Origin of the sequence: Paenibacillus sp. MBLB1832 (genome assembly GCF_032271945.1) — a bacterium.
GTDB classification, from domain to species: domain Bacteria; phylum Bacillota; class Bacilli; order Paenibacillales; family NBRC-103111; genus Paenibacillus_E; species Paenibacillus_E roseopurpureus.
In genome coordinates, this window is sequence record NZ_CP130319.1 from 5,317,639 (window position 1) to 5,335,800 (window position 18,162).

General features: G+C 50.4%; 18 protein-coding genes and 1 pseudogene. 4 read left to right on the forward strand and 15 right to left on the reverse strand.

Going from position 1 to position 18,162, the window contains the following annotated elements:
• The first annotated feature begins 202 nt into the window (after window positions 1-202).
• On the forward strand, window positions 203-1,204 hold the full coding sequence (locus MJB10_RS23980; protein WP_314799449.1) for an AraC family transcriptional regulator: 1,002 nt from the start codon (window positions 203-205) through the stop codon (window positions 1,202-1,204).
• Here MJB10_RS23980 and MJB10_RS23985 read toward each other — a convergent pair.
• The 5 genes from MJB10_RS23985 to MJB10_RS24005 all read right to left on the reverse strand — a co-directional run bounded on the left by MJB10_RS23985 (window position 1,179) and on the right by MJB10_RS24005 (window position 4,032).
• On the reverse strand, window positions 1,179-1,997 hold the full coding sequence (locus MJB10_RS23985) for an SPL family radical SAM protein (protein WP_314799452.1): 819 nt from the start codon (window positions 1,995-1,997) through the stop codon (window positions 1,179-1,181). The two genes, MJB10_RS23980 and MJB10_RS23985, sit on opposite strands and share 26 nt — an antisense overlap.
• Window positions 1,998-2,127: 130 nt before the next feature.
• Window positions 2,128-2,631, reverse strand: a complete 504-nt coding sequence (locus MJB10_RS23990) for a DUF5946 family protein (protein WP_314805844.1) — start codon at window positions 2,629-2,631, stop codon at window positions 2,128-2,130.
• 73 nt (window positions 2,632-2,704) lie between these two features.
• Window positions 2,705-3,148 (reverse strand): MarR family winged helix-turn-helix transcriptional regulator, encoded by a 444-nt coding sequence (locus tag MJB10_RS23995; RefSeq protein ID WP_314799455.1) that lies wholly within the window; start codon window positions 3,146-3,148, stop codon window positions 2,705-2,707.
• A complete protein-coding gene (locus MJB10_RS24000; protein ID WP_314799460.1) occupies window positions 3,129-3,599 on the reverse strand; it encodes an EVE domain-containing protein in 471 nt (156 codons plus the stop codon). Before MJB10_RS24000 ends, MJB10_RS23995 begins: the two co-directional genes overlap by 20 nt.
• Window positions 3,592-4,032 carry an SRPBCC family protein gene (locus MJB10_RS24005; RefSeq protein WP_314799463.1) on the reverse strand — a complete coding sequence of 147 codons (441 nt, stop codon included), beginning with the start codon at window positions 4,030-4,032 and terminating at the stop codon, window positions 3,592-3,594. The genes MJB10_RS24000 and MJB10_RS24005 overlap by 8 nt, the downstream gene beginning before the upstream one ends.
• 153 nt (window positions 4,033-4,185) lie before the next feature.
• Between MJB10_RS24005 and MJB10_RS24010 the strand changes: the two genes are divergently transcribed.
• A complete protein-coding gene (locus tag MJB10_RS24010; protein ID WP_314799465.1) occupies window positions 4,186-5,331 on the forward strand; it encodes a rhomboid family intramembrane serine protease in 1,146 nt (381 codons plus the stop codon).
• A gap of 107 nt (window positions 5,332-5,438) precedes the next feature.
• Here the strand turns inward: MJB10_RS24010 and MJB10_RS24015 are convergent, their stop codons facing one another.
• From MJB10_RS24015 to MJB10_RS24025, 3 genes and pseudogenes are all read right to left on the reverse strand, one after another.
• Window positions 5,439-5,948, reverse strand: a complete 510-nt coding sequence (locus tag MJB10_RS24015; RefSeq protein ID WP_314799468.1) for a DUF421 domain-containing protein — start codon at window positions 5,946-5,948, stop codon at window positions 5,439-5,441.
• Between the two features lie 103 nt (window positions 5,949-6,051).
• Window positions 6,052-6,597, reverse strand: a complete 546-nt coding sequence (locus MJB10_RS24020) for a methylated-DNA--[protein]-cysteine S-methyltransferase (protein WP_314799470.1) — start codon at window positions 6,595-6,597, stop codon at window positions 6,052-6,054.
• Between the two features lie 93 nt (window positions 6,598-6,690).
• Window positions 6,691-7,266 (reverse strand): annotated as a pseudogene (locus MJB10_RS24025) (bifunctional transcriptional activator/DNA repair enzyme AdaA).
• Between the two features lie 128 nt (window positions 7,267-7,394).
• Here MJB10_RS24025 and MJB10_RS24030 point away from each other — a divergent pair.
• Window positions 7,395-8,348, forward strand: a complete 954-nt coding sequence (locus tag MJB10_RS24030) for a DNA-3-methyladenine glycosylase family protein (RefSeq protein ID WP_314799475.1) — start codon at window positions 7,395-7,397, stop codon at window positions 8,346-8,348.
• A 324-nt stretch (window positions 8,349-8,672) separates the two neighbouring features.
• Here MJB10_RS24030 and MJB10_RS24035 read toward each other — a convergent pair whose 3' ends face one another.
• The 4 genes from MJB10_RS24035 to MJB10_RS24050 form a co-directional block, all read right to left on the reverse strand.
• On the reverse strand, window positions 8,673-8,822 hold the full coding sequence (locus tag MJB10_RS24035; RefSeq protein ID WP_314799478.1) for a hypothetical protein: 150 nt from the start codon (window positions 8,820-8,822) through the stop codon (window positions 8,673-8,675).
• Window positions 8,823-8,895: 73 nt separating this feature from the next.
• Complete coding sequence (locus MJB10_RS24040; protein WP_314799480.1) at window positions 8,896-9,741, reverse strand: hypothetical protein; 846 nt, start codon at window positions 9,739-9,741, stop codon at window positions 8,896-8,898.
• A gap of 99 nt (window positions 9,742-9,840) precedes the next feature.
• Complete coding sequence (locus tag MJB10_RS24045) at window positions 9,841-11,049, reverse strand: multidrug effflux MFS transporter (RefSeq protein WP_314799483.1); 1,209 nt, start codon at window positions 11,047-11,049, stop codon at window positions 9,841-9,843.
• Between the two features lie 515 nt (window positions 11,050-11,564).
• On the reverse strand, window positions 11,565-12,692 hold the full coding sequence (locus tag MJB10_RS24050) for an NADH:flavin oxidoreductase (RefSeq protein ID WP_314799487.1): 1,128 nt from the start codon (window positions 12,690-12,692) through the stop codon (window positions 11,565-11,567).
• Window positions 12,693-12,848: 156 nt separating this feature from the next.
• Here MJB10_RS24050 and MJB10_RS24055 point away from each other — a divergent pair, with 156 nt between their 5' ends.
• On the forward strand, window positions 12,849-13,178 hold the full coding sequence (locus MJB10_RS24055; protein ID WP_314805847.1) for an ArsR/SmtB family transcription factor: 330 nt from the start codon (window positions 12,849-12,851) through the stop codon (window positions 13,176-13,178).
• 358 nt (window positions 13,179-13,536) lie between these two features.
• Here MJB10_RS24055 and MJB10_RS24060 read toward each other — a convergent pair whose 3' ends face one another.
• From MJB10_RS24060 to MJB10_RS24070, 3 genes are all read right to left on the reverse strand, one after another.
• Window positions 13,537-14,250 carry a DsbA family oxidoreductase gene (locus tag MJB10_RS24060; RefSeq protein WP_314799489.1) on the reverse strand — a complete coding sequence of 238 codons (714 nt, stop codon included), beginning with the start codon at window positions 14,248-14,250 and terminating at the stop codon, window positions 13,537-13,539.
• Between the two features lie 394 nt (window positions 14,251-14,644).
• Window positions 14,645-16,276 carry a helix-turn-helix domain-containing protein gene (locus tag MJB10_RS24065; RefSeq protein ID WP_314799493.1) on the reverse strand — a complete coding sequence of 544 codons (1,632 nt, stop codon included), beginning with the start codon at window positions 16,274-16,276 and terminating at the stop codon, window positions 14,645-14,647.
• A 2-nt stretch (window positions 16,277-16,278) separates the two neighbouring features.
• On the reverse strand, window positions 16,279-18,069 hold the full coding sequence (locus tag MJB10_RS24070; protein ID WP_314799498.1) for a cache domain-containing sensor histidine kinase: 1,791 nt from the start codon (window positions 18,067-18,069) through the stop codon (window positions 16,279-16,281).
• Window positions 18,070-18,162: the final 93 nt, after the last annotated feature.

Genomic DNA, 18,162 nt, shown 5'->3' on the forward strand with positions numbered 1-18,162 from the left:
CATGCCCTCCATGATTGCGTATTTATTCTTACTTCTGAGTATAGATTTCCCGATGTGCCGCGAAAAGGCAGAATTGTGCCAACTTCTTATTCAATAGTGTCATCATCTGGCCCTGAGTGTTATACTTAAGGGGATTCTGTCTTGTATTTGCACAGCATCCAGCTATTCAAAACTGTCCAGTCCTAGTGAGGTAGTCTTACCTATGAACCCTACGCTTCATCCTACCAATTTAACGGATATTCGCAATGAAGAAGTCGTTTATCAGAACCCACTGCTCTTTTTGAAAATTTGGGAAATCAAGCACGACATGGCGCAATACGGTCTGCCCGATCCATGGACGTGGCATTGGCACAAGCAGGTGGAATTCCTTGTCGTGACCCAAGGTCAGCTTGCCGTCCAAACCAAAGATGCCTATACGATTTTGGAAGCTGGAGATGTCCTGCTGCTGGGCTCCTCTCAGCCACATCGCACACATAAATACTCCGAAGCCCCTTTGCATCAGATCGTGTTTCAAATTGATCTTACCCAGCATTTTGACCTGAGTACGCTGGCCTATTTGCATTTATTTTCGGAATTGACGCATTCGCTTGAGCCTTTCAATGATCTTTTTCGCACTCAACCAAAGGTTCGGGCAAACGCCTACCAGCTCATCCTGCAAATTTATGAAGAGTCGCAATCCCGCCAGGTCGGCTATGAGCTCGCCATTGTTGCGGCTATCAAGAATCTCCTTTTGCTGCTTGTACGTAATGATCATCGCGATCTGCATGGGGTGACAGAGGATGCCAGCATTTCTCGGCTTCGCCCTGCTCTGGATTATATCGACAAGCACTTGGCGGAGCGCATTACCGTGGATGAGGTCTGCAGCCTGTTAAATCTGAGCTATCATTACTTTATTAAGTATTTTAAAAAAGTGATGGGCTTATCCTTTATTGACTATGTGAATTATAAACGTATCAAAAAAGCCGAGCGCCTCCTGCTCACAGGGGACCTCAGCATTATGGAAATCAGTTTTGAAGCTGGCATTCAGAATATGGCGCAGTTCTACAAGCTATTCAAGCGTCATAACCACTGCTCGCCCAAAGAATTCAAGCAGCGCCTGCGCGACCAAGCGGAGCTCGAGGCGTCCATTGAGTCAGCGCACGAAGAGGAGCTTGGCGCTCCTGAAAATCAATCAGCCATCACGGGAGAAATCCCGCTTGGCTGATGAAAATTCGCTCCTGCGGAAAATGCCGCAGGAGCCCTTCGTATACGCGCAAGTACGCATCCCGACTGTACCAGTCGGTCAGCTCCAGCGCGTCATAGATGTGGCGCACGCCGATGCGTTCGGTGCGCTTGCCTAATGCGCCATCGCCCATGAAATAATCGTCGATGCACACCCGATCCACAATCCCCGCCAGCCGCTCGGCGAATCCGTCCGAGCACGGCAGGGCTGGCGCGATCGTGGCCTGCACCGGAATCCCGCGAGCGGCAAGCTCGCGGAGAGCTTCCAGCCGCGCCGCGATCGGCGGCGCGGACGGGGTGAACGCGCGGCGGATCTCCTCGCGATCCGTCTCTACTGTCATGCTGACTCGCACACGCTCGCCGAGCAGCTGGAGCAGATCCGCATCCCGCGTCACGAGCGGGCTGCGGGTTTGCAGGAACAAGAAGTCCGGCGGCTCCGCGGACATCACCTCGAGGAGCGCGCGCGTGAGCCGCTCCTTGAACTCGATCGGCTGATACGGGTCCGTCGCCGATGACATGAAGATCGTAACGGGCCCTTTGGCCTTGGCCCTCGTAAGCTCCTTGGCGAGAAGCGCAGGCGCGTTCTCCTTCACGTCGACCCAACAGCCCCACGCTTCGCCGCGGAACAGGGCCACCGGCATCTGCCGCACGTAGCAGTAGGAGCAGGCGAAAGCGCAGCCCGTATACGGGTTGAACGTATGCGAATAGCCTTCGAGGAAGCCGCTCGCCTTGGTGAGCAACGACTTCGCTTGTTTCTTGGTCACTTGGCTTGGCATGTGGGGCCTCCAGGTATTATTAATCCCATTACATGTTACCTTCACTCTGCAGCTTCTTTTTATGGCACACAGGGCACTGAATCTCATTCAGCCCCATCATGTCCACCCAAATCCATCGTTGTTCGTTCGATTAGACATATTTTAAATTACTCTTGCATATGTTTCTCGTCCATTCATGATAGTCCTCCCAGATCTCCCAAACATGCTTACTCCATGCCATCAGCATGTCATTACGTTTTTCTTCTGCAGTTCCAAGGACATCTGCAACCGTCAAGGTGTATGGTCGTGTCGGTTCAATAAACGAAGACCATTTCAAATTCTTTTGTGCTAATTCCATATGGGCTTGTTGTACTTGTCTACCTGTGTATTTACGCTCCACAGCCAAATATAATCCGATTAAGGAAAAGGCCGTTCTAATGTTTTTCACCTTACTGCCTGAATGTTGTGCACCATACGCGTCAACCGCATGTTGAGTACGAAAGTTTAGATCTGGATTCATGATAAAAATAGCAGACAGCTCATGATAGATCTGCAAACATTCACCCGATGCATGGTACTGGTCACTAGGAGCCAGATTCTGATTAGGGAGATTAACCCCACAGCCAGGACATATTTTATTAATTACAATAGCAATTCACACTCCATGAATGAATGTTTCCTCACAAGAGCAAGGAGCAGCTGCCGCCGGCCTGTATAGTGGTAATCGACTACCGTTTCACAAGCTGCCGTAAAAGTTGATTCAATTGTCCAGTCTCATTACCGAGTCCGGAGAAAAAGGCCCGATCCTCCCTTTCTACTGCTTGAACGGCTTGCGAAGCGATCTCGTCTCCCGTCTTCGTAACGGAAATGATGTTCGCCCGAGAATCCGTTGGGTGAGGTCGCCGTTCGATGTATCCTTTCTTTTCCAACGTCCTCAGCACCTGCGACGTGACATTAACATCCATCTGTGCATGCTGGGCCAATTGAACCTGGGTAATGCCCGTGTCATCGTTTTTTTCATTCAGCCACTTGCAGGAAAAGAGCAGTACGAATTGCGGGTGGGTCAATTCAAAAGGATCCAATGCATTCCGTATTGCTTTTTGCCATAGATTCGTGACCTGCCATAGCATAAAGCCAGGGCTTTCTTCTGCATTATTGAATTCTGAGCTCATGTACTTTTCCCTCCTCACTGTTCATAGCATCCGCAATGACCAGAAAATCTTGTTCAGAGATCTCGAAGTGGCCGAACCGAAACCGGTAACCCCAATTATTCACACCGCGTGTGAAGCTAAGCCGCTCCAGCAGCGAACTGATCTTTGTCTCCTTACAGTTCGTATAGCGAATGTTACGGCGAAACGGTACGAAGGACTCGGACATCCCATATTCATATACCTGATCATCCTGTACCTGCCCGATCGCCGTAAATGCCTGCAGGGGCTCTCCGTTTTGCATATCCGTGCGAGGTGAATAATAAATCAGCCAATCACCGGCTTGCATACGTTTAAGTGGTGCCGCTTTCCCATGACAGAGTTGAGCGAACCCACCCTCCACTCCCCTGAATACATGTGAGGCGGAAACAACGCCAATCCAGTACCGACAGGATTTCTCTGCCTTTTCACTCACCCTGCCCACGTTCCTTCTCCAAAGCCAGAGCAGCAAGTCCCGCCATCGTATGGGGGATGCCCTCTGTCATGTGTGCACCAAATTGGGGTCCCAACCGCTCTGCATTCGGTCCAGTGATTTTCACTTTATGGGTAACCTGCGTCTCTCCGTTCGATTCTACCAAAAGGTGCGTGAAGTGAACCTGTATGCCTGCTTTCGGAATATCGGTTATGTCCGAGAATCGATCCAGGGGTTTGACGTCCGTAAGCTCAAAGGAGAGCGGCTCTTGGCCTTCCGGTTGCAGATAGCCTCGCGTTCCCTGGATAAAGGGCCCCTCCAGCGAAGCACTTACGATCCCTTTATCCCACGTTGTCCAGGTAGTAATATCGCTGTACAGCCCCCAAATCGTCTCTGGCTTAGCCTTTGTTATAAGGGTATGTTCAAATTGCCACATCTTCATCACTCCTCAATTAGTATATACACATATTATATTTGTTGTTATTATATGTGTCAATACTATATAGTTACATAAAGTCCTGATCGATCTGCATATTCGTTTAAATTGCACTAATACTAATGGCAATATGAGTAGAGAGGTGCGTACACGTTGAACGTTCATTTATTGAATTATACGATCTGGCATATCGCACGCGAACTCGTCCTCCATCATCGGTACTCGCTTGTCGACAACGATGAAGGTATGTTGACCCTCAAGCGCCGCGACGGTATGCGCGTCGTCTACCTGTACCTGATGCCCTTATTCTACGGATCCTCGGCCGAGGATCAGCTGGAGTTAATCCGCGGACAACTTCAAGAGTCCATCGAATGGATGAAAAGCATCGGATTCCGCAAGCCGAATCTGATCGCTCGCAAAATTCATCTCTACATCCGTACCGATGCTGGGCAGCAGAACCCTGCCGAAGTTATCACCGAGCTGCAGGTTAGCTCGTTGACCGAACGGTACCGCGTAGAGACGTGGGTCGCGGATTTGGTCGAGCATGAGATTTATACGGCCAAGTCGAAGGTGCCTGGAACCGATGTCATTGAGCAAGCGGTCTCCAGCATCCACGGGATACCCTACGACGAAACCGAGCTTTACGTAGTCATCAACCGGTGGCACCATGAGATGCTCCAAACTCATCAAGAGAGGACCCAACCGTTCGAAGAGGCTGGACGCAAGCGTGGCGGCCCGCTCACCCTCCTGCTCGCTGCTATCAATGTGCTGATTTGGCTTGCCATGACCGCGATGGGCGGATCAAGCAATCCACAGACACTGATCGCTTTTGGAGCCAAATTTAACCCCCTGATCGACCAGGGCGAATACTGGCGATTGTTCACTCCCATATTTCTTCATGTGGGAGGGCTTCATTTATGGTTTAACTCCGTATCCCTGCTTGCGATTGGCGGCAAGCTTGAGCGTGTTCTTGGGTCGGTGCCCTTTATCGTCATTTACCTGGGCGCCGGCATTTTCGGCAATGTCTCTAGCTATATGTTCTCGCCTTCGATCTCGGCTGGAGCTTCTGGGGCGATCTTCGGCTTGATGGGGGCACTGCTCTACTTAACCTGGAAAGAGCCTGATACGTGGGGCGAAACGATGGGATTCTCCATTTGGACCGGTCTCATCATGAACATCATTCTCGGATTCGCCATTCCTGCCATCGACAACTATGCGCATTTCGGCGGATTGATCAGCGGGTTCATTATCGCCTTCCTGCTGTTCGGCGGCAAAAGCATTATTCGCGCGGCGGCATAATTGCTGTGCGAAACCTAAAAAGTAATAAATAAAATGATCCCCTCTGGTCCAGCAACGAAAAGGTTGTTGGTTGGTGGGGATTTTTTTATGAATATGATTACCACAGTCTAGCGGGGAAGCCGAGACTCAATGAACTGCTTCAGCTGTTCAATATCCTGCTTCGTCGCAGGCACTTTATGCGGCTTCGGCTTAATGGTCAGCTGACCGCCGGCCTCAATAGCTGCGTATTCAACATCATCGCGATCGAAGATCCCGGCGGTGCGCAGCTGAGCGTTAAGCTCTTCATCGGAAAGGTTCAGCGATTTCATTGCTCCCAGCTTCAACTCTCCGTTCACGATGATTGATATTGGTTTGCCGATCCATAAAGCGCGAATTGGCGCATAGCGCATGAGCAAAGCTCTAATTATCCGTAATGTCAGAATGAGAATGATCGCGGTGCCAAAGGTCGTCCATATGTTCTCATTTTCAACAGGTCGAATGAATAACGGACCAAGAATCAGCATTAGCAGCACGTCGACAATCGTTAATTTCCCGATTGACGTTCGACCAGTAAGTCGGAGGAGCAGCGAGCCAGCGGTAATAATGAGGATGGCTTTCCAAATCCAGTCGTAATGCATGAAACACCCCCCTTTTCTGGCATAGTATTCCACGAGCTCAGCATCCCCTATACGCAATGGAATTCAGAGGCCTACTCACTCGTCTCCTACATGCTTAATAAGGTTAAATCCCCGCTCGCTCCAATCTCAGCAGCTTCTCCTTATTCGCCAGTCCACCCCGATACCCGGTCAACGCCCCGTCCTTCCCCAACACGCGGTGGCAAGGAACGACGATGAGCACGGGGTTTGCCCCGATGGCGGTACCCACAGCTCTAACGGCGCTAGAACGCCCGAGCGACTGGGCTACCTGTGAATAACTTACGGTTTCCCCGTGGGAAATCGTGTTCAGCGCTTGCCATACCGCTTGCTGGAACGCCGTTCCCCGCAAATCCACACGCAGTGTGAAAGTTGACCTTTTTCCTGCCAAATACTCGTCTAACTCTTGCACATAAGGCTGTAATACTTCACTGTCTTGTACCCACGATGTCTGAGGCCCGAGCTTACTCCCCCAATTGATCAATTGCTGCCACGCTGCCTCATCGACGCCGCTTGCTGCATCCCCATTTTGAAACTGTACATAGCATAATCCTTTATCCGTTGCCGCCAGTACCATGTTGCTCCCGTGCAGATGGACGGTGCTCCAGTAGATCCTTGTCAGCTCCTTCTCCATACCGATCCTCTACTCCCCTCTTGACTCCATCTATCAAATGCTACTGAATAGACGTTCCGTTCTATCCAGGTTGCATCCGATCCTCGCCTCAGTTTATGGTATATAAACATCGCGCTGCGCGCGAAATTCCGTCGGTGTCAGCCCCGTCCTCTTCTGGAACAACGTCGCGAAATGCGCCGCATTCGGAATTCCTACCCGTGCCCCGATCTCCTGGATCGGCAGGTCGGTAGTGGTCAAAAGCTGCTGGGCCGCCCCCAGCCTGACTTGCTGTATATACGTTAGCGGCGTGACGCCAGCTACGCGTTTGAACGTTCTTTGCAGGTGATACGTGCTCGCATAGAACTGCTCGGAAAGCGAACCCAGCGTCAGCGGCTGGGCATAATGCTCCTCGATGTGCGCCTTCAAGGCTGCCACCCATTCCTCATCGGGAAGCCTGACTCCGTCTGGCCGGCACCTTTTGCACGGACTTTAGTTCTCGGCCTCGGCCGCTTGCCCATGAAGGAAAATTCGTACATGCTCACGCCTCGGTTGCCTTGACTTGCAGGAGGGCCTGCAATAAATCCCAGTCGTCGCTACCGCATAGAAGAACGTGCCATCATACGCAGCATCATTGGTCACAATCGCTTGCCAAAATCGCTCATGCATCTCCCGCACTCCTCTCACCCGCATGCTTTACTCCACTCAGTATACCCAATCACACCTTACCATGTAAGGTCTGTGAGATGAGAAAGCAAGATTACAAAAGCCGATCTAAGCGATAATAAACGATATAGAAACACCCATCCGAAGGAGACGCCATGTTACAATTTCGTGCATTTCACCCATCCAGCTTGCACTGGGACGAACACATCCATACACTTTCCATCCCGCTTCCGCAGCCGTTTCGATATGAACCAAACATGAACTATTTAAGCCGCTCCACTAATGAGTGCCTATTCGTTGTGGATAACTCTTGCATTTTCAAGCTGCTCCCACTTGGGGATAACCAAGCTTTAATCGCTGTTCACAGTGCAGATGAGCAGATGCTTCGTGTGCAAATTGTCCACGTGAGCGGCGAAACAAGCCTAACTTTTGAGCAGAGAGAAGAGGTCGCACGGTACGTGTGGGAGTGGTTTGATTTGGGTACGGATCTGGAGGCTTTCTATGAAAAAGGGGAGGGAGACCCGCTACTTCACGGAGTAACCGAGTCGTTCTACGGGCTGCGCTTAATGGGCATTCCGGATTTATTCGAAGCGATGAGTTGGGGGATTATCGGGCAGCAGATTAATTTGGCTTTTGCCTATACGCTCAAAAGACGGCTAGTCGAAGCCTTCGGTACCTCGCTGACCTGGGAGGGCCGAACGTTTTGGACATTTCCGACGCCCGAGCGGATCGCTGCGCTCACCACGGAGGACTTAACCGCTTTGCAATTCACGGGTAAAAAAGCTGAATACCTCATCGGTGTCGCCAGCCTTATGGCGGATGGCACGCTGTCCAAGGCGGGACTTCTAGATATTGGCGATTTCCTAGCGATGGAAAAAGAACTGCTGCGCATTCGCGGTATCGGACCGTGGACCGCCAATTACGTGCTCATGCGCTGCTTGCGCAATCCCGCTGCGTTCCCGCTTGCCGACGTCGGCCTGCATAACGCGCTGAAGCATGTGCTCGGGCTTGCGCAGAAGCCCTCGCTCGACCAGATCCGTGCGCTTGCCATAGGCTGGCAAGGGTGGGAGGCGTATGCCACATTTTATTTGTGGCGGGTGTTGTATTAGTCTCGAGGAGGCTAGGGCACTATGTGCAGTACTTTTCGAATTTCCAGTCAAAATAACTGGATTCTCTGTAGTTATTTTGTGGGGATGAGAGGGATATCGAGATCTAGATGGATTTTATGTAGTTAATTCCGCTCCAAACTCTACGATTCGTGTGGTTTGGCTAAATTAGATACATGTATTCCATCTAATCGTTAATTTCAGCGAGATGTGTGAGAATTAACTGTATTTTTCCATTTAGTCGACTGGTGTGATGGCGAACAGCTGGACACGAGTGAAGCTGCAGGCAGTCGAGAGTAGCGACAGTCGGCAATCGAATGTAGATTGTTAGGAATCAAGCTGTGTCTCCTCCTCATCCCCTGAGCACACAAAGCATAACAACGCTATGTCTTCCTGCACGACACCGTCCAGAAACCCCATTTTGCACAAGATAGGCTTCCCGCATGCGCGGCAATGGCCAATGAGCTCCTCTTGCATCCAAGAACCTCCTTCCGAAATAAAAAAAGGTTGCCCCCTCGATCTCATCGATTGTGGCAACCTGTTATTCCCCCTACGTCGAAGACGGCGTCGCCGTCACAGCAGGGCGCTTATGCACTTCGCCATGCCCTTGCTTGCCTTTGAAACCGCCGCCGCGCGGCTGTGGCGCGGGATGGTCGCCGCCTTTTCGCTCGACGAAGCTCTTTAGGGGATTCGTCATCCCGTCCTTCAGCTTCGCGATCAGCTGATCTTCGCTGATGCCTTTCGCTTGCGCGATCTCGACTAGCGATTTCCCTGCTTTGCGCTCGGCAGCGAGCTCATCCACGGTGATGCCGAGGATCGCGGCAATCTCTTTCGGATTGCCGAACATACCGCCAGGCATCATGCCGTCGCGAGGCAACGGCTTTTTATCATTTATGGCGAGCGGCTTGCTCTCCACGATTTTTTTCAAGCGATCCGCGATGCCAGCTTTGAGTTTATCCTCCTGCTCTTGCTTTAATTTCCCAGCGGCAACGGCGTCATCTAACTTTTTCGTCTCAGCCGCAGTCAACTTCGCCAACAGCTCATCCTCCGTCAGATTCGCTTTCTCTTTCGCAATCTCAACAAGCGATTTACCCTGCTTAATCTCGTCTTTCAGCACGCTCTGATCGATGCCAAGAATAGAGGCAAAGTCCATCGGATTGCCAAATCCGAATTTCCGCGCATCCATCTCAACGCCAGGACCGCGATGCCCACCGAAGGCGCCTTTCCCCTTATCCAAAACCTTATGCTTCTCCCCTGCGTCAAACTTCTTCGGAGCTTGCGTCGACGTACCAGTGTCATCCGCGAATGCTTGGTTATGCTGCAGAACGAGGCCGCCACTGATCAATAAACCAGCTGCAAGTGTGCCGATCATCAACGTTCTATGCGTGCGCTTCATGTGTGATACCCACCTTTTTCACCTATTGGTCGATTTTTCTCCATTATACAAGACAATTGTGAAAAAAATTTGAATTTCTCGTGAAAGCGCTACATTTTTTTATTCTTTTTTCGTGGTCATCCCCAAGAAGCAGATGACGGCGCCCACTTCCATCAGCGCGATAATAATCCCGAGCGGCACGGCCGTATGGCTGCCGCCAATGCCAACAAACGGGGCTACCACGCCCCCGATGACGAAGGTCATCAGACCAAGCAGGGCTGCGGCGCTGCCTGCAGTTTTCCCTTGATTTTGCAGCGCTAACGAGGAAGTAGACACAGATACAGGGCCAATACAGGCCACGATCAGGAAGAACGCTGGCAGGATCATCACAAGCCCCGCCCCGCTAAGCGTCGCGATCAGCAATAGCATCCCGCCAAGCACAGCAATCGTGAGTCCACCAGCCAATAGCCGGCGATTACTCACTTTGCCCGCCAGACGACCTGTGATTTGCCCTGCCACAATGACGCCTGCGCCATTCACGGCGAAAATGACACTGAACATCTGAGGAGACACGCCGTACATATCCTGCAGCACGAACGGGGAACCCGATATGTACGCAAACATGCCGGCAAAAACAAGCCCCTGTGTCAATGCGTAGCCCATGAACAAACGGTCGGTGAGCAACCCGCGAAAAACGCGCAGCGTGTTGGATAATCCGCCCTTTGTGCGGCGGTCCAGCGGGTGTGTTTCTTTTAAACCAAACACAACAATGATGAGCATCACAATACCGATCAAGCTCAAGACAAGGAAAACTCCGCGCCACGAAGTAAGTTGCAGCAATTGTCCGCCAATGATCGGCGCCAAGATCGGGGCTGCCCCATTCACCAGCATTAAGAGCGCAAAAAACTTTGTCAACGCCACGCCTTCATACATATCGCGCACAATCGCCCGGGAAATCACGATGCCTGCAGCTCCCGCCATCCCTTGAATGAAGCGCAGGAGCAGGAACGCCCAGATCGAAGGCGCAACCATACAGAGCGCGGATGCCACACCGTAAATGAGCAGACCTGCCAAGAGCGGTATCCGTCTCCCACGCACATCACTCATCGAGCCAGCGACGAGCTGACCAAGTGAAAGGCCGAGCATGCACGCTGTTAGACTCATTTGTGCCAGCGACGTAGTCGTATGAAGATCATCCGCGATGACGGGCAACGCCGGTAAATACATATCGAGCGAAAGCGGGCCGAAAGACGCCAGCAAACCAAGCACCAGCACCATCCAGAGCCGACTTCCGCTTGTTGTTGGTTGAGATTGTGAAGCGATGGACATAGGAGGTCACATACTTTCCTAAGTAATTTTAATAAACCTACCATTGGTTAGAGGTTTTGTCTAGATTTCTTATCCCAACAATCCAGCCATCATCAATACGCTGTGCAACTATTTAAACGGCATGTTGTATGGCAAATATTCCGTTGAAGATGGGCTCGCTCAGGCGCAGGAAGATATGTTGAAGTTGATGGAGAAGGATGGTTTGGTTAAGTAAGGGGGCCCGCCCCCCTTTCCCCAAGCTAAATGGAATTATACAGCTATTTCGGGAGCTTTCCTGTAAATTTAGATTTTAGATGGAAAATGTGTAGCTATTTTTAACCGATTCCTCGAAAATAGAAGGATCAGCCGATTTTAACTGGACATATCCTGTTAATTCGTTCAACAACGTGAAAATAGGCCAATTTAGATGTATTTTTCCAGTTAACATCAAACAATAGACGCCTGATGGTGACCAACTGGTCACCTAGACGCGGCAAAAAAAGAGATGACAGCCATTGTCATCTCTTTTCTGTGTATTAGGACAACCGTTTGAGCGCTTCAACGGTAAAAGGCAGCAATTCCGTGAATCGACCGCCACGCACCTTCTCCGCCCAAGCTGGGTCAACCAACAAAGCGCGTCCGATGGCAACGAGATCGAACTCGTTTTGTTCCAAACGAACTAGCAACTCGTTGATGTCGGCCGTGCCTGCGCTTTTTCCGCGGAAAGAGCTCATGAATTCATCGTCGAGACCGACGGATCCTACGGTAATCGTAGGCTTGCCCGTAAGCTGCTTCACCCAGCCAGCGAAATTGAGGCTAGATCCCTCGAACTCAGGTTCCCAGAATCTACGCGTGGAACAGTGGAAAATGTCTACACCCGCTTCCACAAGCGGAGCCAGCAATTGACCGAGCAGCTCTGGTGTAGCGGCGAGTTTGGCCGTGTATTCGGACGATTTCCATTGCGACAAGCGAATCATGATTGGGAAGTCAGGGCCAACCGCGCTGCGGCAAGCCTCAATCACCTGGGCGGCAAATCGCGTGCGCGCCAACATATCGCCACCGTATCGATCGGTGCGTTGATTCGTTTTCTCCCATAGGAATTGGTCAATCAAGTAACCGTGCGCACCATGGAGCTCGATGCCATCGAAGCCGATCCGTTTCGCATCCGCTGCCGCTTGCGCGAAAGCTTGCACGACTTGATCAATGTCCGCCTGGGTCATCGGTTCATTCACTTGTTCGCCAGCTAAATTGCGGCCTGATGGTCCGATTGATGGCGCTTCTGGATGCGGAAGCGATCCGTTCTTGCGGGTCATTCCGACATGCCAGAGCTGGGGCATGATGCGTCCTCCCGCTTCGTGTACAGCATCGGCTACCCGTTTCCAGCCTGCGAGCGCTTCTTCGCCATGAAAGTTAGGGATATTAGGATTGTCCGTTGCCGCTGGATGGTTGATCAGTGTACCTTCGGTAACGATCAGCCCAACGCCGTTCTCCGCACGCCGACGATAGTAATCCACCACGTCCTGCCCAGGGACACCCCCTGGCGAGAAAGCCCGCGTCATCGGTGCCATCACGACTCGATTCGCTAAGCTAAGATTTCCTAGTGTAAAAGGTTTGAACAGCGCCTCGGCAGCGTGTGTCTGTTGATTTGTATTAGAATCTGTCATGGTCTTTCCTCCACTCCATTGAATTCTCGCTTGTTGGGGGGACATGCGTCGTAATGAGCATGCCTCTCTTTAGTTCGATTATTATCGAACAATAGAAATATAGCATGGAGTATGCTAAAATGCAATCACTACGCTTGTTAACTAGGAGGAAGCAGCCTGAAAGTACTATATCACCCGGACAAAACAGATATGCATCTCTCGTCCGTCCTCTATGCGTTAAGCGATCCTGTACGGTTATCCATCGTCTCCGAAATCCGGAAGCTAGGGGAATGCACCTGTGGCGGCATTGAGGTTGACATCGTGAAGTCCACCCTGTCCCATCATGTGCGTACAATGCGTGAAGCAGGCGTTGTTCGCGTCCGTGTTCAAGGCACCCAGCGCTTCTTGTCATTACGGAAGGATGATTTAGAAGAACGGTTCCCAGGTCTGCTTACTGCGATCCTTCATGCTTATGAGAGTTCCGAAGAACAGAGGATGTCAGAGTAAGGTACAACCCTGAAAAGTAATATTACTTTTGCGTGTGGACTTTGTTTCATCCCTCTAATACCTTTATGGCACAACAAGGCTGCTGATCATCGGCAAAATTGGAAGTCCCACAAGGCCAAATACAGCAAAAAGAAGACATCGACCACTTGGAAGATGTCTTCTTTTGTAAATACCCCACCGCATTAAACTAAAAAGGCTAGTTCTTCAGGAGCCTCGGAATATCCTGACGGTCATTTTAGAAGGATCTTAAATCCGTTGTGCGGGTCTCCGCAACCATGAAATTTTTATTCCTCTTTTATCACCTTGGGCCGAATATGCTCTCTATGCTCTTCAAGAAAGCGAGGTAGCCCCCACTTCTTTACTTCTCTGGAACAACACAAACCCCATCCGCACAAGCCGCATCCCCAGCCTCGGACGAAGCCTCAGCCGTCACTGCCTGCTGGTCCTGCCATGCCATTTGCAAGGCATTCAGATAGCTGCTAACTGGTTGTGCGCCAGACATCGCATGCTTGCGATTGATCACATAGTACGGAACGCCGCGGATCCCAAGCTGTCTAGCATATCCTTCGTCCTCTCGCACCTTGTCGCCAAATTGCGCACCTGAGAGCGCAGCTAGTGCGTCTTCGCGATCAAGCCCCGCTTCTGCCGCAAGGTCTGCGAGCAGGATAGGGTCACTCAGGTTTTGCCCTTTGGTGAAGTAGCCACGGAACAATAACTCCGCCATTTGGGCACCTTTGCCCGCCCTGGCAGCCAAGTGTTGGAGACGGTGTGCATCAAACGTATTCGTCAACACTAACTGATCGAATTGGAAATCCAATCCGTCCGCGGCAGCCTGTCTGCTCAATTGTTGATTCATGCTGATCGCTTCCGTACGGCTCATGCCGTACTTGGAGGATAGCATATCATAAACATCATGCGGTACGTGCTTCGGGCTATTCGGGTCGAGCTCAAAGCTGCGATAGATCACTTCAACGGCATCTTTATGCGCGAATTCCTCCAAAGCTTTCTCGAAGCGGCGTTTGCCAATATAACAGAACGGACAAGCAAAGTCTGACCAAATTTCAACTTGCAAAAATCCCACCTCTTTCCTTTATTCCGCTTCACCAACTAGGGTAAACCGTTCATTGTAGTAGATTGAATAACAAGCTATAAACATATTATATATTAGTTGCTGTAATTTTGTAAGTGTTGTATAGCCGCGCGAATTAGAACGAGACAAACCCATTCATGTAAAAGTGCAGGATTTCTCGCTTATTCTCGGCAAATTGACTCCGATTGATGCGAAAATACATCAATCTGTGCTGATTTCAGCGATTTCCTAAGAATTCGCAGGAAAATGCTGCACTATCGCATGAATCCGCGAGGATCGGTGGCGAAAGAATGAAATTGATGTATTATTGCATCATTATAAATTATTCTCAGGCAGGTTGGGTGCAAGGCTAAGGCTGCCAGAGACTTGACTCCGCTTACGAACTCGCCCCTGGCTTCGACTGCCCGCGATACGCATTGGGCACGAAGCCCGTATGCGTCTTGAACAGCTTGCCGAAGTAATTCTTGTTCTCGTAGCCGAGCATATCGGCGATTTGTTCCACGCTTTTGTCGGTGATTTCCAGCAGCTCCTTCGCCTTCTCCATCTTCAACCGCGTCACGTACTCGATGAAATTCTCGCCAGTTTCCCGCTTGAACAGGCGGCTCAAGTAGCTCGGGTGCAGGTGTAGATGCGCAGCGGCATCTTCGAGTGAAATTTTCGTATCGAGATGGTTGTACACGAACCGTTGGCACTCCAGAATCTCACGATTATGCGACTCGCGATACACCTGTCCCGCCCACTGGATGGCCTGCTGCAAATAATCCTTGAGCCACAGCTCCAGCTCACGGATCGAGGACAGCTCGTGCACATCATGGTGTAGCAGCTCGGAAGAGAAGGTCGATTGATAATGCTGCAGCGATTTTAATCGCATCCGCACATCGAGAATCATCTTGAGCAGCCAATCCTTGACTTCAAGGGGACGAAAACGGTTGTACTGGATGAAGTCCACCCATTTCGACACGAAGCCGTCGATCATATCCGCGCGCTCATCAAATACCAGACTGCGGAACTCATCCAGCGCCACCGCGTATTGCGCGAGCAGCTCCCCGCCGTCTCCGAACTCTTCGCGAATACGCTCGAGTTTGCTGATGGATGACTCCGGCAAGTAAAACCGCAGCGCTCGTGCTTCCACGATGCGCATCAACTGATCTTTCAGTGCACGAACGTCCCGTACAGGTGTGCCCGTAATGAACGAGAAGGAGATCTTGGCGAACTTCTGCAAGCAGGCCTGCAGCTGCCGAAGTGTCATCTCCATCTTCTGGCTGTTGTTCACATGCAGCTCGGAGAAGTGCGGAAAGAGCAGCACAATTTCACCTGTATCATAAGTGAAGAGGGTGACCTCTTTCTGATCCACGAGCAGCTCTTCCACGATATTCTGAATCGTATATTCGAAGAGATCGGTCGATTGGAACCTACTGTTCGCTTCCTTCACCCGATTGGCATAACCGAAAACAGGCAGCACCGCATGCTTCTTCAAGTGTATACCGAAGTCCTCCGCTTTCGCACTCCACTCGGCAGCGTCGAATAACGGCTCGTTCACTGTGCCGCGGATGAACTGGCGCTTAGAGGCGCCGCGATGCTGGGACACCTCTTTCTCCAGCTTGCGGCTTTTCGACTGCTGATTTCCCTCTGCATCCAGCTGTTCCTTAAGTCTGACCAGTACCTCAGTAATGTTACTGACATTCATCGTCTCTTTCAGAATGTATTCACTGACTGAAAGCTTCACAGCCGCCTGCGCATAATGAAATTCATCGTGACATGAAAGAATGACGGTCTTCATATTCGGATCGTCCTCGCGAAGTGAGCGAATCAACTCAAGTCCATTGATTTCGGGCATGCCAATATCGCTGATCAGCACATCGATTTTCGTTTGCTTGCCCGCTTTCAGCGCATCCATGGGATTCGCATAAACCCCCATCAAATGATACCCCAGCTCTTCCCATTTCATTGTCGTTTTCAGAAATTCAAGCACAGGAATGTCATCATCTACAATCATAACGGTATACATGGTCATACCTCCTTCTCGGGTTGCTGTGGAAAGCGTAATGCAATTGCAGTTCCATTGCCTGGACTGCTCGTGATCTCATAATCGAACCGATGGCCATAGATCAGACGCAGCCGTTCAAACACATTATTAATACCGATCCCCGACAAGGTCGGGCTGCTGCTTTTCTCAGTTACCTGCGCCACAGTAGCGTTCTCCAGATGCTCAAGAAGCTCCATTAGTCGCTCTTCTGTCATCCCAACGCCAGAGTCTTTGATAAGCACTTGAAGCCTGCCGTCCTCTTCGATTCTGGAAGCGATTGTTATTTCACCTGATTGACTTTTAAGGCCATGAATATACGCATTTTCAATCAAAGGCTGCAGCAGAAACCGTGGAATCTGGACAAGCAAGGTATCGGAAGCTGCGGACACACGCAAAACAACCCGATCACCGTGCCTGGAATTGAGCAGACGCACATAATGCTCGTTAATCCCAATTTCCTCGTGCAGCGAAATATACGCATTGTTCCGATTAATCGTCATCCGCAGGAGGGCCGATAAGGAGGAGATGAGCTCGGCATTCTCTTCGTCGCCTTTCATCATGATTTTTAACCGAATCGAATTCAGTACGTTAAATAAAAAATGAGGATTGATCTGCGCTTGCAGCATCGCAAGCTCTGCCTTGCGCTTGAGCTCCTGCTCGCGCTTATTCTCAATGAGTGTCAACTCGATGCGATCGATCATGCGGTCAAATACATAACCAAGCCGTCCAACTTCGTCTGCGCCACTAATATTCGAGCGTTCACTCAATTGACCGGATTCGATCCGGACTACCGTTTGGACAAGCTTTGCGATTGGCTTCGTCAGCGTTCCCACTACATAAAGGAGCACGACTGCGAATAAAATCAGAAACACCATTTGAATGCCGAAATCCGTCTTTCGAAATGACTCAATCTGCTGCGCTGCCGCTTTATATGGTGTCATATTCACAAGCTTCCATTCGGGCGTCACTTGACTGCTTAGTAAAATATAATCTTCCCCATCTACCTTCACAAAGGACGAACCGTTCTCCGCTGGCAGTTGGTCATAGTATGGAAATAATTTGCCTATCATCGAGTTATCTCGATCTACCAGAATTCGTCCCCGCCCATCGATGATCATCATGGATTCATTGTTCTCATATTGATTAAATAGTTGCTGAAGAGCCGTCATCTCTAAACCAACAATCACATAGCCCTTGGTCAATCCATTCAAACTCAGCTTCTTCGCCGCAGACAGGACGTACGGCTGATTCGACCCGTTAGTGTAGTTAGGTTCGGCTCCAATCCATTTCACATTATAACCAGATATCCCTTCGACTTCTGGAAACCAACTATTCTTCATAAAGGTTCTGGGATCGAAATTCATGGTCGTGTATGTAGCCACATACTGGCCATTCGGGAGCAGTAACGTGACATACATATTTCCTAGTGTATTCATGACCGTTCCCAGTCTTTTAATAATAGTATTCTTACTTACAAAAATGTCCCCAATAGAGGTACTGTCATCCACATGACTTAAACTCAGGATAGGATCCTGAATATCCTCATCGAACTGCATGAAGTTCATGATATACAGCATATTCTTCATTTGTCCAGAAACTATCTGATTAACGATCCGCATAGACTCCCGTGAACTGTCTGTCACTTGTGTGCGAACTGCATCTCTTGTAAAGAAATTGGATACATTCATCGAAACGATCGAAGGTAGAACCAGGCAAATCAGTATCGTTAGTACAAATTTATTACGTAAGGATAAGGTGCGAAACCAATTCAGCACGGGCGTGTCCCGCCTTTCACGTGAAAATGGGAAAAAGAGGGGCCCTATGGCCTCCTCTTACTTCCTCACTTATTATAGCAATATTTATGGGGA